Source organism: Lacibacter sp., assembly GCF_035299325.1.
In the GTDB taxonomy this organism is placed as follows: Bacteria; Bacteroidota; Bacteroidia; order Chitinophagales; family Chitinophagaceae; genus Lacibacter.
In genome coordinates, this window is sequence record NZ_DATGWT010000025.1 from 235,657 (window position 1) to 253,558 (window position 17,902).

The following is a 17,902-nucleotide window of genomic DNA, read 5'->3' on the forward strand; positions in this document are numbered from 1 at the left end:
AGAAGATGGCACATATATAAATATGCTTTTGATAGTTATTCCATGATCTGCAAACCACTTTTTGGTAAAGAATAATCATCAGAAAAGTGACAGACAAGATGCCAACTCAGCAGGAAATTTCAAGTTGAACTGCTACTGTAAAAGATACCTGGTATTTTCAGACAAAGAAGGATAAAAAATCTGAATAGGCATAGATGCATTTACAAATGGTTTAATAACCAGCCATTTGCAACAATCTAATCCCCACTTTGCAACAATCTGAGCCCCTCTCTCATAGAAGCCGCCTGTAGTTTTACAGCATCATTTCAAGGTTTAAGATTGCTTATATGAAAATACGATTGCTAGTGCTAAGTTTAGTTTGCCTTTCTTTTTTTAGCGCCATTCTGGCCGGCACTCCATCTTATATTAAAACCAAAGACGGAGTTATTGTTTTTACAGATTCGTTATTTACGGGCACAACACATGCAGTTAAGCTGGAGGTAGTTTCCGATCATATAATAAGGGTGATTGTTTCACCCGATAAGGAAATATCAACAACCCAAAGTTTAGTTACAGTTTACAGTAAACGGGCAGATATTCCCTGGAACATTGTTTCAGATAAAGAAACACTTACGCTTACAACCAAGAGTATTAGTGCAGTAGTTAAGCTGAAAAATGGCGCTGTTTCTTTCTATGATAGGAAAGGTAATATTATAGTGCATGAAAAACCATTGTTTGGAAGAAGTTTTCAACCTGCAATATTTGATGGACAACCCTTTTACGGTATTACGCAAACATTTCAAGTAAGCAATAATGAAGGCTTGTATGGATTAGGTCAACATCAGGACGGTATTATGAATTACAAGGGTAAGCAGGTTACTTTTTTCCAGAACAATACAGAAGTAGCCGTACCCTTTTTAATTTCTTCAAAAAACTACGGCATTTTATGGGATAATTATTCGTTGACAAAAGCCGGAGATGCAAGATCATTTCATCCGCTTTCAACCCTGCAGCTCTTTTCAAAAAGCGGAGACCAGGGATGGCTCACTGCATCGTATCGTAATAACAAATCAAAAAAAGAAGAGATCATTATTGAGCGACCAGAGACCGAGATCAATATGGAATATCTCAACGATTCTAAACTAATACTTCCAAAAGAGTTTACAGGAGCAACAGGTTCAGTAACCTGGGAAGGTAGTATTGCCAGTTATTTTTCGGGAGAACATCAACTAAGATTCACGTTAGGTGGCACCCTGAAAGTATGGATAGAAGGAAAACTGGTTTTAGACCGTTGGCGCAAAGCCTGGAACCCCGCATCGGTAATTCTGCCGGTTGCGTTAAAGAAGGGGGAGAGAGTGCCGCTGAAAATTGAATGGATTCCCGAAGCATCTGAATCATATTTATCGTTAAAATGGCTTGAACCGCTTTCTCAAAAAGAACAAAATTTATTCAGCTTCTCTTCAGAAGCTGGCCAGCAGATCGATTATTATTTCATTTATGGAAGTAATATGGATGAAGTGATCTCTGGTTACCGGACACTAACCGGCAAAGCACCAATTATTCCCAAATGGGCTTTAGGTTTCTGGCAAAGTCGTGAGCGATATAAAACGCAAGAAGAATTACTTTCTACAGTTGAAGAATTCCGTAAACGAAAAATTCCAATTGACAATATTGTACTTGACTGGAATTATTGGCGAGAAGCAGAGTGGGGTAGCCAGGATTTTGATGAATCCCGGTTCCCTTCTCCTGACAGCATGATTAATGTGTTGCATAATAAATACAATACACAGATCATGATATCGGTATGGCCGAAATTTTATGAAGGAATTGCAACATATAATGAGTTTAATAAAATGGGCTGGCTCTATAAAGGTAACATTGAACATCGCCAGCGTGATTGGATAGGCCAGGGCTATGTGTCAACATTCTATGATGCATTTAATGCACAGGCACGCAAAGGTTTTTGGGATCTCATCAACAAGAAAATATACAGCAAAGGAATTGATGCGTGGTGGATGGATGCAAGCGAGCCTGATATTCTTTCTAATGTAAATCCTGAAAAAAGAAAACTGCAAATGACGCCAACGGCCTCGGGCAGTGCAGCAGAATTTTTAAATGCATATCCACTTCAAAATGCAAAAGGAATTTATGAAGGCCAACGTTCAACTGATTCATCAAAGAGAGTATTTCTTTTAACACGTTCAGGATTTGCAGGCTCGCAACGTTATGGCGCAGCGATTTGGAGTGGTGATATTGGTTCTACCTGGGATGATATGAGAAACCAGATTTCTGCCGGTGTAAATTTTTCAATGTCGGGTATTCCTTACTGGACAATGGATATAGGTGGTTTTGTTGTTCCGGAAAAATTTGAAAAACCTAATGCAGAAAATTTAGAAGAATGGCGAGAGTTGATGACACGTTGGACGCAGTTTGGTGCGTTTGCTCCTTTGTTCCGTTCACATGGTCAGTTTCCATTTCGTGAAGTGTATAATACTGCTCCTGAAGATCATTTAGCATACAAAAGTTTTCTCTATTACGACAAGTTGCGTTACCGTTTACTGCCATATATCTATTCAATGGCCGGAGATGCCTATCATAACAATTACACCATCATGCGTGGGCTGGCAATGGATTTTGCAAATGATACGGCTGTGTTGAATATCGCAGATCAATACATGTTTGGTTCATCGTTATTGATCAATCCTGTAGTTGCATACAAACAAACAAAACGTTCTGTGTACTTGCCAAGAAATACTGGCGGCTGGTATGATCTCTATTCAGGCATATGGTATTCCGGTGCAAAACATATTATGGCCGATGCTCCTTATGAGCGCATGCCGGTATTTGTAAAAGCCGGTTCTATTATTCCTTTTGGACCAGAGTTGCAATACACGTCTGAAAAACAAGCCGACACAATTATGTTGAATGTATATGCGGGCGCAGACGCTTCTTTCAATTTATACGAAGATGAAGGAACCAATTACAATTATGAAAAGGGGTTGTTTTCAATTATTCCTGTTAAGTATAATGAAGCTGCAAAAACAATTACGATAGAAGAAAGAAAAGGTAACTATAATGGCATGCTGCAAAAGAGAGTTTTCATGATCAATATCATTTCTCCTGTTAAAACACATTCCTTACAATTTAATGCTTCGGGTAAAATGGTTTTTTATAATGGCAAAAAAACAATTATCAAAATGTAATTTCTTTTAGTTACTAAACACTCAATTATGAAACGAGCCAAAACGATTTGCTTAAAATTAAAACTGCTTTCTGTTATTCTTACACTTCTGCTTATTGCAAGCACAAACAGCTTTGCACAAACAAAAATTAGTGGAACAATCACTAACGAGCGAACATCAGCTCCCGCCGCCGGAGCTACTATTACCGTTAAGAATACCAAACGTTCTGCAGTTGCAGATGATGCAGGAAGATTCTCCATTGAAGCTTCATCGGGCGATATATTGGTAATTACAATGGTAGGATATGTGAAAAAAGAAATTACTGTTGGTAAAAACAGCAATATCCAGGTGAAGCTTTCTGAGAGCAGCTCACAATTGGATGATGTGGTAGTGATTGGATATGGAAGAACAAAACGTAAAGACGTTACTGGTTCTATTTCCTCTGTTACCGGTGAGGAACTACGCAGAACCGTTCCTACAACGATTGATCAGGCATTGCAAGGCAAGGTTGCAGGTGTAATGGTACAGCAGATTTCCGGTCAACCTGGTGGTGGTGTATCTATCCAGATCCGTGGTGTTTCATCAATCAGTGGAAATAACTCACCATTATATGTAATAGATGGTGTTATCATTCCATCTTCCGGTGATCCGGGTAGTGGATCTAATCCATTAAACACGATCAACCCTTCCGAAATTGAAAGTATTGATGTGTTAAAAGATGCATCGGCATCTGCTATCTATGGTTCCCAGGCTACCAATGGTGTAATCGTCATTACTACCAAAAGAGGAAAGTCCGGAACGCCTACGATTTCCTATGATGGTTATTTTGGTTTCCAGGCATTACCTAAAAAACTTCCTACTGTTAATTTACAGGAGTTTGCCACGTTGTTAAACGATCGTGCCGCTGTTTGGCAGTTCGATGCAAGACCTGAACTTGCCAATCCGAAATATTTGGGAATGGGTACCGATTGGCAATCGGAATTGTTCCGCAATGCGCCCATGCAAAATCATTCGATTACAATTAACGGTGGCGATGCAAGAACACAATATTTACTTTCAACTTCTTATTTTAACCAGGAAGGTATTGCTCTTGGCTCCGGGTTTAAAAGATATTCGCTTCGTTTGAACTTAGATAATAAAACAACCAACTGGCTGAAGATTGGAACAAGTATTCAGTTAGCACATGTTGACGAGAATGTGAATTCAACTACATCAAGCGTTATATCTAATGCGCTGAGTTTAACACCTGATGTTCCTGTAAAAAATTTAGATGGCAGTTGGGGTGGTGTTACCAATGATGCTGGTTGGGTTGTACCTATTCCCAATCCGGTGGGACTTGCACTTCTGAATTCGCACACAAAGAAAAGAAACCAGGTTTTTGGAAATGTGTATGCCGAAATTCAGTTTTACAAGGATTTATCATTGCGAAGTGAACTCTCCGGAAATTTTGATTTTACCAACGAAAAATCGTTCAATCCTACATATAATTTTGGAAGGGCGATCAATACGTTGAATTCATCATCATCTTCTTCCGGGCAGAATACTTATACAGTAGTTCGCAATTTTCTTACCTACAACCATTTATTTGGAAAACTTAATGTAAACGCATTGGCAGGGCATGAAGCGCAACTAAGCAGCTTTGAATTTGTATCTGCATCAAGAAGAAATTTCCCTTCTGATAATGTTACATCTATCAGCAGTGGCGATGCCAATACTGCTGCAAACAGTGGTACATGGGGATCAGGACCAGCACTGGAATCTTATTTTGGCCGTGTAAACCTGGGATGGAATGACAGGTATCTGTTAACTGGTAATGTACGTAACGATGGCTCTTCAAATTTTGCTCCCGGCCGACGCAGGGTAACAACTTATTCCGGCGCTTTTGCATGGAAAATAAACAACGAAATTTTTTTAAAGGATGTAAAATTTGTGAATGAATTAAAACTGCGGTTAGGCTATGGTGTTACCAATAACCAGGGAATACCCGGTAACACATTCGTTACCATGCTTACTTCTGTAAACAATGGTCTTTCAGGTTCTGCACAATTTCAATCAAACCTTGAAAATCCATTTGTAACATGGGAAAAAACCAAATACTCCAATGCAGGAATTGACGGAACGTTTTTAAACTGGAGAATCAGTTTTTCATTTGACATTTATGATCGCAACACTAATGGACTTTTATTAAAACTGCCATTGCCTTTGTTTTCCGGAACCACAACAGCATGGTCGCCCGGAGCCATGCAGGCACCTTATGTAAATATTGGTGCGGTTAGCAATAAAGGATATGATTTCAGAATCAGCTCTACAAACATCAGGGCGAAAAATATTACATGGAGAACTGATTTTACAGTTTCACACAATGTAAACAAGATCACCAGTTTGGGTAATGGCGGCGATGGCGCAAACCTTTCTCAAACGCTCAACAATTATGTTTTTGCAAAAACTGTTGTCGGTCAGTCAATCGGATCGTTTTATGGATGGAAGTTCGCTGGCATTTTTGCAAAGCCTGAAGATTTTACCTCTCATGCATTGCCTGTTGATCAAAGCGGAAACCCTTATCCTGTTTCGCCGAACGGTGGTGGTATCTGGTATGGTGATAGAAAGTATAAGGATTTAAATGGCGATGGTGTTATTGATAATAGGGATCAAACTTTTTTGGGATCTCCTTTACCGAAGTTTCAATTTGGTTTCAACAACACCATTACTTATAAGGATTTCGATTTAAATATTTTTCTTAGTGCAAGTCTGGGAAATAAAGTGCTTAACCAGTTAACAATTTCTCAAACCTATCCCCGCAATAATACCAACTATTTCAAGTCTGTTATGAACTATGCAAGAGTTGAATATATAGATCCTAACGGGCCACGTGATGATATTAATAATGCTTATGTCTCAAATCCAAACACAACAATACCAGGCTTGAGAAATGATAATACAAACGAAAATCTCCGTCCGTCTGATTTGTATATCGAAGATGCTTCGTTTATCAGGTGTAAAAACATTACACTGGGCTACAGAATTCCGGCAAAAATATTATCCAAAGCACATATACATGCGCTGCGGGTATACGCAACTGTTTCAAATGCTTTCATTATTACAAAGTACACAGGTATGGATCCTGAAATTGGATCATGGAATCCGTTACAGGCAGGATGGGATGGTGGATACTATCCACAATCGAGAACATTTACGTTCGGATTAAATCTGAATTTAACCAAATAAAAAACGATTGAAATCATGAAATGAGTCCGATAACAATCCGGACGAATAACATGTAGCAAATTCAAAAAATAAAAAATCAGCACATGAAACATTTTAATAGAATCATACTGGTTGCTGTGATTGCTGTATGCTGTTTTGCTTGTAAACAAAGCTTTCTCGAGCGCCCTTCACAATCACAAATAAGTGCAGATAACTTTTATAAAACTACTTCAGAATTAAGACTAGCCACTGCCAGTCTTTATGGAGGTGCAACCTGGGGTATTTGGCATCACGAAGCCTATTTGCCTCTAGGTGATATATTGAGCGGCAACGGTAACCGTCAATGGATCAGTGATTGGGTACAGCTTTATACACGCACCATCACTGCCGGTAATAGTGTATTACAGGGAGGATGGAAGGGCTTGTATAATTTAGTTGGCCAATGCAATGGTGTTATTAATTCCATTGAACAAAAAGGAGCTAATTCTATCAGCACTGCAGATAAAAATGCAGCTATTGGTGAAGCAAAATTTATTCGTGCAATGGCTTATTATTATCTCGTTAGTTTGTGGGGCGCAGTTCCCATTATTGAAGACAATAGTAAACTGATCCAGGACCCGTTAGTGAATCGTCACATTGTTTCCGATGTTTATAAGTTTATCACTCTCGATTTAAATTTTGCCGCCAAACATTTACCTCGTACTGATGAAAAAGGGCGTGTTACTACATGGTCGGCTCAAGGCATGTTGGCGAAGGTTTACCTTACAAGGGCAGGTCTTGAAGGCAACGGAACACGTAACCAGATGTATTTAGACAGTGCAAAGCATTTTGCAGGAATTGTTTGTAATGAGAGTGGGTTGAGTTTATTGGATAATTATTATAACCTGTTCAGATCTCAGTACAACGATAATCCTGAGTCTTTGTTTGCGCTTCAGTGGGCTACAGGTCCGGGCATCGGTTGGGAGGAAGGTAATTTGTTGCTTACTTATTCACCCTCCAACGACATTAACCCGCAAAGAAATGGTGCATGGACAGCTTTGTCACCTACTTATGATTTATATCTGAATTATGAGGTAAAGGATAGTGTTAGAAGAAAAGCATCGTTTACCCTTAATGGTGATTATTATCCGGAGCTGAATGCTGCTGGAGGCGGATACACAGCTAATGGTCAAAGCATGAAGAAGCATATTATCGGAAACGAGAAGGATAACAACTCACCCTCTATGACTTTTACTGCTTCTATTGAACATGATGCTTTGCTTCGCCTTGCAGATGTTTATTTAATTTATGCAGAAGCGATCCTTGGAAATAATGGAAGCACTTCCAATGCTGAAGCGTTGAAGTTTTTTAATAAAGTAAGAGTTAGAGCTGGTCTTGATCCGGTTGCAACAATTAATATAGACGATATTCTTAAAGAAAGAAGAATTGAATTTGCTTTTGAAGGACAATACTGGCTTGATCTTGTTCGTCTTTCGTATTGGAACCCCACCAAAGCTGTAAATATTCTCAACAACCAGCAGCGGGTAACATTTGCTTATGCAAACGGAGTAGCAACTCCCGATGCGCCTATTGGCACAGCCATCGTACCTGCTACCATTGCAGCGTTTACATTACAAATACCTGCATCGGAACTGGCAGCTGATCCCAAGCTTGCTGAACCTCCGGTTAAATACTATTAATCCAAAACGATATAAAATACTATTATGAATAAAAGATTAAAAGACCGCTTGTATTTTTTGTCGCTGTCAATAATGATCGTGGCATTAGTAACGGCGTGTAAGAAAAGTATGGAGATGCCTCCTGTCATTTCTGAGATCAGGAGTTATGAAGCATCACCCAATGATTCTGTTCTTAACAGCCTTGTAGCCGATGGTCAATGGGTAGTTATTTCGGGCAAGAATTTAAAAAATGCAATACAAATAAAGTTTAATGGTGTAAATGCATCGTTCAACAGCACGTTGTTTGCTGAGAACAGTGCAGTGGTGCAAATACCAGCAATCCTGTTTTCAACAATAGACACTACGAAACTTTATAAGATAGAATATACAACTACCGGCGGCTCCACCACATTCGATTTTAAATTAGGACCAGGTGTGCCAATTATTTCGGCTATCTCAAATGTATTTGCAAATCCCGGAGACTCCGTATTCTTATATGGCTCCAATTTGGTTTTGGTTCAAAGTCTTTCTTATGCAGGAACGCCCATTACATCATTCAAATCAAACCTTGATGGAACTTCTCTTGGATTTCTAATGCCGGCACAACAACCATCAGACCGTGTATTGCTTAGCACAAAAGGCGGATCAGTAGATTTTCAAATTGTGGCGACTCCAACAATAACTCATGTTTCAAATGAAAATGCCATCGCAGGCGATTCGGTTTATGTGTATGGTACTTATTTAAAAAATATTCAGTCGTTCACTTTTGGCGGCGCAACGATCAGTTCTTTTGAATCATCCGCCGACGGTAGCTCTGTTGGTTTTGTGATGCCTTCCATTTCAACAAGTGAACCAATAACAATTACTACCCCGTTTGGCAGCGTTACAACCATTCTCAAAGTAAATAACCAGATCAGTACTACTGGTATGTTAGCGAATATGGAGTGGGGTAATTATTTCGGTTGGGGATGGTGGGGAGCTTCAGGACTTACCGTTAACAGTGCGGCAAATAGTGGCGGATGGATTACAGTAAGATCTGACTTCGACGGAGTATTAGGAACAAACAACAGCATGTTTGTGTCATTTAATACAAGCAGTATTCCTGCAGGCGACGGACAGTCTTTTGGTCCTTATAATTTCCCCATTGGAGCAAATGAATGGGTGCCCGTCTCTAATCTTTCTGACCCCGTTGGTAACTGGGCAATCAAATTTGAAATAAGCATTGCGAAACCATGGAATGGTGGCACACTTTGTTTTGAATCTGGTTTTGCCGGAGGTAGCTACATTGCCCGTTATGAACCCTGGCAAATTTCTGCCAACGCCACGGCAGCAGTTACTACCAAAGGATGGCAAACAATAACGATTCCTTTGTCTTCATTCCGTGCAGCAGATCCAACACTTGGTCCCGGTAAAGGAGCTTCGGTTTCAAGCTTAGCAAATTTAGTAGGAGGTACCGGTAATACAGGTTTGAGTATTTACCTGCATAACTATGGCACAGGTGCAACAACCACCGGATTTTATGCTGCATTTGATAATGTACGTGTGGTAAAAATAAAGTGACGTTAAAAAAATCTCACAGAAACATAAAATCAAACTTGAGATGATCAATCAAGAGTTGGCCATTTCAAGTTTGTACAGATTTACCTCTCTGAATTAAAAAACAAAAAAATGAACAGATACAGAATGATAGGATTTTTAATGGCGATCTTACTTTTTACAAGTTGTAAAAAAAAGAATGATACCAATAATGCCGAACTCACTGCTTCTCCATCGGAGATCATGCTTCCTGCCGAAGGAGGAACAGCAGATTTAGCAATAAACGGAAATCTAAAATGGACGATCAGTAACGCTGCTGCATGGCTGCAACTAAGCACAACATCAGGCAATAGTGGTAGCAATACTATCAAATTATCATCAACATCAAATGAAACAGGTTCTACCCGGTTAGTATACTTATCCGTAAATTTTTCAAACGGACAGGCAAGAAGAGTGAAGGTATCACAACGTCCCACGTTATATCCTTCTTATAACACATCTCCCAAAGCACCCGATTCAACAGGAATGAGTACTGCTGTGCAACTGGCTGCAAAATTCAAATTGGGATGGAACATTGGTAATACGCTGGAAGCTCCAAATGGTGAAACTGGTTGGGGTAATCCTCAGATCACAGAGTCGTATATCAAATTTGTAAAGCAGCAAGGCTTTACTGCTATCCGGCTTCCATGCGCATGGAACTGGACACATTTAAGCGATGAAAAAACTGCAAAGATCGATCCCGCCTGGCTCAATAGGGTTAAAGAAATTGTTGGATACTGTGTAAACAATGATCTGTACGTTATGCTGAACATTCACTGGGATGGTGGCTGGCTTGAAAATAACATCAGCAAACTAAAACAGGATTCAGTCAATGCAAAACAAAAAGCATTGTGGGAGCAGATAGCTACAACAATGCGTGACTTTGAAGAACACCTGATGTTTGCAAGTGCTAATGAACCGGCTGCTCATAATGCAGAGGAAACAGAAATCCTGTCGCAGTATCATCAAACCTTTATTAATGCTGTTCGTTCAACAGGTGGAAAGAACAGTCATCGTGTTTTAATTCTGCAGGGGCCAAGTACATCGGCAACATTAACGGCAGGGTTGATGACCACACTACCAAAAGACCCTGCGGCTAACCGACTGATGGTGGAAGTGCACAACTATACACCTTCATTGTTTTGTTTCATAGGTGAAGACCAAAGCTGGGGCAGGATGATTTATTACTGGGGCAATGGGAATCATTCCACCATTGAACCCGACCGTAACGCCACTTTTGGAGAAGAGAGCGAAATCATTTCTGACTATAACAAGGTGAAAACTGCATTTATTGATAAAGGGATTCCTGTGATAATGGGTGAGTATGGAGCTTACAGGCGCAAGGGCCCAACTAATATTCCAAAAGATATGGAGAAGCATGAAGCTTCGGTGGACTATTGGACAACCTTTACTACCAAAGAAGCATTGGCCCGTGGAATAAAACCTTTTTGGTGGGATACAGGTGGTGCATTAGACAGAGCAAACAATACAGTAAAAGATCAGCGTACAATTGATGCGCTTATGGCAGCAACCAAGTAAAGTGTTTTTTATAAATGATGAACTGGCCGGTTGAGGATAAAGCGATATGCCAAACGCAACCGGCCTTTTCAGCTTTGCAACAATTGTGATAACCCAATATTTTATAATAGAAAAAACTAAACGATCATGCAGCACTTTAATTTATCCGCATACTTGCGAAATAAAGTATCTCCGCAATTCAGCAAAAAATCAATTGCCTTATTATCCTTAGTTTTTTTAATCAGTCTGTTTCAATATGAAGTAAAGGCGCAAACTTCAGGTTATACCTGGAAGAATGCACCCATTGGTGGTGGTGGTTTTGTAACAGGAATCGTTACGCATAAAACATCTGGCGACAGGTATTGCCGCACAGACGTGGGTGGTGCTTACCGTTGGGATGCTGCGAACAATAAATGGATTCAATTGCTCGACTGGCTTAACGAGTCAGAAAATGGATTTATTGGCGTGGATGCTTTAGCACTGGATCCGCAGAATGCAAATAATGTTTATATGCTTTGCGGTACTTCTTATATCAACAACGGAAGAACGGCGATATTGAAATCCACGGATAAAGGAAATACATTCACCTATACAGATGTTACTTCCAAATTTAAAACCCACGGAAACGGGAACGGACGAGGCAATGGAGAACGTCTTGCTGTCGATCCCAAAAACAGCAACATCTTATTCTGCGGAACCAGGAGTAATGGATTATGGAAAAGTACTGATGCCGGCGTTACCTGGAATCTTGCGTGGAATGGTGTAACAACCACTCCCAATGAAAACGGAATATGCTTTGTGCTTTTTGATCCCTCAGGTAGCGTGGTAAACGGAGCCAGTCAAACCATTTACATAGGCGTTTCACGCACAGGAGGCGGGAACATTTACAAGAGCACAAACGGAGGTGCCAGCTTTACCGACATTACCCCCACCACCAGTTTTATGCCGCATCGGGCAGCATTGCAGGGAACTACCATGTATGTTACTTATGCAGATGGTGCAGGCCCGGCACTCAATGGAGATGGAAAGTTATACAAGCTTAATACTTCTACAGGTGCCTGGACAAATGTTACTCCCGTTCATTCGAAGGATTATTCATACGGTGGTGTAAGTATCGATCCTACAAATATCAATCGTGTAATAGTTTCTACCTGTGGTATGTATTGGAACAACCAGTTTGGTACCGGCTGGGGAGATTTTATTTTTATTACTACTGATGGAGGATCGACCTGGACGCTTAAAAATGGCTCAAATGCCACCTATGATGCTAACGGTATGGAATGGTCCAGAGGGGGAGCGATTAACTGGATGGACTGCATCGAGTTTGATCAAGACAATCTTTTAAAAGTTCGGGTAATCGGTGGAGGTGGAGTATACACCTGTTCGGATATTACAGCCACTAATACATCCTGGAAATATGATGTTATCGGTATTGAAGAAACAGCATTTCTTGACGGCACAAGCATTCCCGGTGGACCGTTTATTTCTTCTTTCGGAGACGTATCGGGCTTTAGACATGAGCCGCTGACTTCTGCTCCTTCAACCAGGCTTTCTCCTGCGGGTGGTTATAATAACCATAGTATTGCGTATGCCGCCGGCAACACAAACAAAGTTGTAAGAATTGGTAATGGAGATAACATTGTTTACTATTCAAATGATAAGGGCAGCACATGGACAGGAGCTTCTTCTAATATGGGCGCATCGGGAAGAGTTGCTGTCAGCGCAGATGGAGGTACTATATTACATTGCCCGGGAGGTTCTTCAACAACATACTATACCACTAACAATGGAGGAAACTGGTCTGCCTCTTCAGGTGTGTCGCTCGGAGATGCTGCTCCGGTAGCTGACCAGGTAAATGCAAATTATTTCTACATATTCCATCCATCAACAGGACAAATGTTCAGAAGCACCAATAAAGGAGTGAGTTTTTCAGTGGCTGGCACTCCAGGTTCTTCCACAGCAAATCATCCGTGGGAAGCAGTCTTGATCCGCACACTACCTGGTTTTGAAGGACATGTATGGGTTCCTCTTGGCCGCAATGGCCTGAAATATTCAACCAACGCCGGAGTAGCTTATACAACTGTTTCCAATGTCACTTATTGTAAATCTATCGGGATAGGAAAGGCAATGTCCGGATCTAATTATCCTACTATTTTCATTTGGGGAACAGTATCGGGAGTCACCGGGCTTTTCAGATCAACAGACCAAGGTGTCACATGGCTCAGGCTGAATGATGATGCCCACCAGTTTGCAGGAGCGCCATTGCTTATTGGAGATATGAACGTTGCAGGAAGAGTATTTATGAGTGCCGGCGGAGGAAGAGGTGTAATTTATTGGGAACCTGCTACTGGCTCCTGTACACCAACTACAATTACACCATACTTACAAATTAATGGAGGAACCTGGCAGCAAACAGCCAATACTTCACTAACTGTTGGCGACACGTTGATGTTTGGCCCACAACCTGCAGAGGGAGGAACATGGAGCTGGGGTGGACCGAATAATTTTAGTGCTGCAACACGTGAAGTTTTTCTTCCAAACATCCAGGCTAACCAGGCAGGGAATTATGCAGCCACTTACACGAATAACGAAGGATGTCAAAGTACACAGACGTTTAACATCACGGTGACTGCCCCCTGCACACCAACTGCTATCACACCTTACTTACAAATTAACGGCGGAGCATGGCAGCAAACCGCCAATGCTTCTTTAACTGCAGGAGGCTCTGTAATGTTTGGCCCACAGCCTACGCAGGGAGGATCGTGGAACTGGAGCGGGCCGAATAATTTTAGCGCAACAACACGTGAAGTAACCATTTCAAATATTCAGGCTAACCAGGCAGGTAATTACGTAGCTACATATACCAATGACGGAGGATGCCAAAGCACACAGACTTTTAATGTTACTGTGACAACAGCCGCCACAGGCTCCATACTGAGAGAATACTGGACAGGTATTAACGGCAGTACAATTAGCAGTCTTACTACCAATGTTATTTACCCTAACAATCCAACGGGTAGTGTGCAACTCACCAGTCTTGAAGGCCCTACAAACTGGGCGAATAACTACGGAACGAGAATACGTGGATATGTTCATCCTGCTACAAGCGGAAGCTACACTTTCTGGGTGGCCGGAAATGATAATACTGAATTATATCTGAGCACAAGCGATAATCCTGCTAATAGTTCAAGGATAGCTTATGTGAATGGTTCAACAAATTCAAGACAATGGAATAAGTATGCCTCACAACAGTCAGTAACCATCAACCTCACTGGCGGACAGAAATACTACATCGAAGTCCTTCACAAGGAAGGTACTGGTGCAGATAATATAGCTGTAGCATGGCAAGGCCCCGGTATTTCACAACAGGTAATTGCAGGAAGCTATCTTTCTCCGTTTGTTCCTGCAGGTGGCAGTAGTTCATCTGCTGTTGTTAGTCTTAACGAAGATGAGATCAATCTGTATCCCAATCCATCCAATAAGGGAAGGTTCACAGTTATCCTTCCGGAAACTTTGGAAAATGCGACAGTGAAAATTTTTGATGACCAGGGACGCATGGTTTATGAAAAGAGCGCCCAGAGCAATAAAAAAATTGAGATCGATTCGCAGCTTCAACCAGGGCTTTACATTGTGAGGATAACTTACAAGGCATATAGTTTAACGAAAAGGCTCATTGTTAATTGACAAATCTTCTTCAATCACCAGGAATGCTTTATTAAAGCATTCCTGGTTTATTATACAAAACAATACCATTAAAAATAATTCGATTGATGATGCTAAAAATGTGGATGTCGAAAAAAGAAGTTGAGCAAAAGTTTTCTTGTGTAAATGTTACTGCCGGTTAAACACCTGCAGTGCGTTGAAAACAGAAAAACGAGGTTGAAGTTTCTTAAGTACAAATAAAAGGCAAGGAAATTATTCTTAACTATTAAGAACAGTGCAAGTAAAATGTTTAAACAATTATCTGCCGTTGCATACATTGGTTTTTTATTTTTTTTCTTATTGTTTGATGAAAACGTTTGGGCACAGGAACGGCCACCCATTCAATTAGGCCCCGATGATAAGCCGGCTTACAACAATCCTCCTGCCGGTTTCAGGAGCAAGCGAGAGAATATTGCTCATGGTACAATCAGCACTGTTCAGTACGATTCCAAAACGGTTTCTGCACGCAGGGAGATGTTGGTGTATACACCTGCCGGTTATTCAACTGATCGAAAATACCCGGTGATTTATTTATTGCATGGTCTCAATTCAGGTGCTGGTCAATGGCCGTACTGGGTGCGTGCAGATCATGTGATTGACAACCTGATAGCCGATGGAAAAATTGAACCTGTAATTATGGTTTTTCCTAATTGTAATACCAATGTAACAGTATCCAATCCCAAACCTGATGAACAGGAAGAACGAAAGGGCGGATTTAAAGGTTATGGTAACTTGTTTGAAAACGATTTGCTCAACGATATTATTCCTTACATCGAATCGCATTATTCTGTGTACACCGATCGTAAGCATCGTGCACTTGCAGGTTTGTCCATGGGTGGTGGGCAGTCGCTGAATATTGGTCTTTCGCATATCAATACGTTTGCTTTTGTTGGCGGATTTTCATCAGCCCCGAATACAAATGAATTCGGAGGACTTAATAACATCAAACTGTTACCCGATCTGTTGGCAGCAAAAGAACAACTTGCATTGCTTTGGCTTGGCTGTGGCAGTAAAGATGGCTTGATTGGTGTGAGCCAGCGTGTGCACAATCATCTGAAAGAACAGCAAGTACCTCATGTATGGCATGTAGATGATAACGGGCATGACGATGTTGAATGGGCCAATAACCTTTATCATTTTGCACAGCACATTTTCAGATCAAGCAAGAGTAATTTATCTCAACTCAGTTTGCCAAAAATGTTTAGCAGCAATATGGTGTTGCAGAGGGATATTCAAATTCCGGTGTGGGGCAATGCCAGTCCGGGAGCAACAGTAATAGCAACTCTGGGAAATATAAGTGCAACAGCAAATGCTGATAACAAAGGAAAGTGGATGATCCGTTTTCCGAAATTTAAAGCAGGTGGTCCCTATATACTAAAAATTACTGAACAGGGAAAGCCTGAAACCAGCATTGAACTAAACGATGTTTTAATTGGTGATGTTTGGGTAGCATCAGGTCAGTCAAATATGGAGTGGCAACTACAGTTAGCAAAAGATGCTGCTAAAGAAATTGCCAATGCAAATTTTCCAAAAATTCGATTTCTTTATGTGAAGCAGGGTAAACAAATAAAACCTCAACCTGATATTCAAACTGATCAGTGGAAAATTTGTGATACATCAAATGCGAAGGAATGGTCGGCTGTTGCATATTTTTTTGCCCGTAAAATTCACCAAGATCAAAATATCCCGATTGGTATTATTCAAAGCACCTGGGGCGGCACCGCCATCGAATCATGGATGAGCAAAGAAATGCTGCTTACTTCACCTGTTACAAGGGAAAGAACACTTGTTGTTGATACAATTTCACTAAGCCAGGAAGATATTATTCAGGACAGTTTGAAACAGATACGTTTTTGGGATATCATTTATAATCCACAAAATAATGCGGACAAGTTAGTCCCGTCTGCAGAATTTAATGATGCAGGTTGGACTGAAATTGAAATGCCCAATGTGATAAAAAATTTTGGAATCGGTCCTTTTGAAGGTATCGTGTGGTTAAGAAAAAAAATCAACCTGCCTGAATCTTATCATCAAAAAGAATTAACCATCAGCCTTGGACATCCCGAGATGAATTATACGCTCTACTTTAATGGTCAGGAAATTTGTAAAAATGTTTGGTATTCCAATCCAACACATACGTATACCATTCCGGCCAACCTGGTAAAGAACGGAGAAAATATTATCGCATTAAGAATGGCTATGTTATGGACAGGTGGTGGATTGAATCCGGCAGATACAGTTTTTATTTCCGATGGTTCATCTGAAATTTCATTAGGCGGTAAATGGGTTTACAAAAAAGATGTTGAACCTGCACTTCCCAAGATGCACAATTATCAGCAAAACCCTTCTGTTATTTTTAATAACATGATCTACCCGGTTATTCCTTATGGCATCAAAGGATTTATCTGGTACCAGGGCGAATCAAATGCAGCAGCGGCTTATGATTATCGAACATTATTTCCTATGCTGATTGCAGACTGGAGACAACGCTGGCAACAAGGTAATCTTCCATTCTTATTTGTGCAGTTGGCCAATTACATGAAAACAAAACCACTTCCATCAGAAAGCGAATGGGCAGAATTGAGAGAAGCACAAACACGAACCTTATCGCAACCAAACACAGGCATGGCTTGTGCGATTGATATTGGAGAAGCGGGTGATATTCATCCGAAAAACAAACAGGACGTTGGCTACCGTTTGGCATTGCTGGCCAATAAAATGGTGTACAAACAAAATGGTATTGCTTCCGGCCCACAGTATAAAAGTTATAAAATAGAAGGCGATCATATCAGGATCAGTTTTATTAATAATGGTGCAGCACTTAAAGCAAAAGATGGGAAAGAAATCATTGGTTTTTCAATTGCCGGTGCCGACCAAAAATTTCATTGGGCTAAAGCAATTATTAAAGGAAATGAAATACTGGTATCATCAGCCGAAGTAAAAAAACCAATAGCTGTAAGATATGCATGGGCCGATAACCCGGAATGTAATCTCATAAATACTTACGGTTTGCCTGCCGTTCCTTTCAGAACCGATAATTGGAAAGGCATCACTCAAAAATAAAATCAACGTTCAACCGTCTCT

The 17,902-nt window shown here is 40.6% G+C and carries 7 protein-coding genes; all 7 read left to right on the forward strand.

Features of this window, described 5'->3' with window-relative positions:
* Nucleotides 1-326: 326 nt before the first annotated feature.
* Nucleotides 327-3,182: a TIM-barrel domain-containing protein gene (locus tag VK159_RS14910; RefSeq protein WP_324230955.1), complete on the forward strand. Its 2,856-nt coding sequence runs from the start codon at nt 327-329 to the stop codon at nt 3,180-3,182.
* 27 nt (nt 3,183-3,209) lie between these two features.
* Entirely contained in the window at nt 3,210-6,386 is a 3,177-nt protein-coding gene (locus tag VK159_RS14915) for a TonB-dependent receptor (protein WP_324230956.1), read from the forward strand.
* An 83-nt stretch (nt 6,387-6,469) separates the two neighbouring features.
* Nucleotides 6,470-8,044 carry a RagB/SusD family nutrient uptake outer membrane protein gene (locus VK159_RS14920; protein WP_324230957.1) on the forward strand — a complete coding sequence of 525 codons (1,575 nt, stop codon included), beginning with the start codon at nt 6,470-6,472 and terminating at the stop codon, nt 8,042-8,044.
* 24 nt (nt 8,045-8,068) lie between these two features.
* On the forward strand, nt 8,069-9,583 hold the full coding sequence (locus tag VK159_RS14925) for a glycan-binding surface protein (protein WP_324230958.1): 1,515 nt from the start codon (nt 8,069-8,071) through the stop codon (nt 9,581-9,583).
* A 108-nt stretch (nt 9,584-9,691) separates the two neighbouring features.
* Nucleotides 9,692-11,137 carry a cellulase family glycosylhydrolase gene (locus VK159_RS14930; RefSeq protein ID WP_324230959.1) on the forward strand — a complete coding sequence of 482 codons (1,446 nt, stop codon included), beginning with the start codon at nt 9,692-9,694 and terminating at the stop codon, nt 11,135-11,137.
* A gap of 126 nt (nt 11,138-11,263) precedes the next feature.
* Nucleotides 11,264-14,800 (forward strand): T9SS type A sorting domain-containing protein, encoded by a 3,537-nt coding sequence (locus tag VK159_RS14935; protein WP_324230960.1) that lies wholly within the window; start codon nt 11,264-11,266, stop codon nt 14,798-14,800.
* Nucleotides 14,801-15,064: 264 nt separating this feature from the next.
* The gene (locus VK159_RS14940; RefSeq protein WP_324230961.1) at nt 15,065-17,881 is read left to right on the forward strand and encodes an alpha/beta hydrolase-fold protein; all 2,817 of its coding nucleotides are present in this window, start codon (nt 15,065-15,067) and stop codon (nt 17,879-17,881) included.
* Nucleotides 17,882-17,902 lie beyond the last annotated feature (21 nt).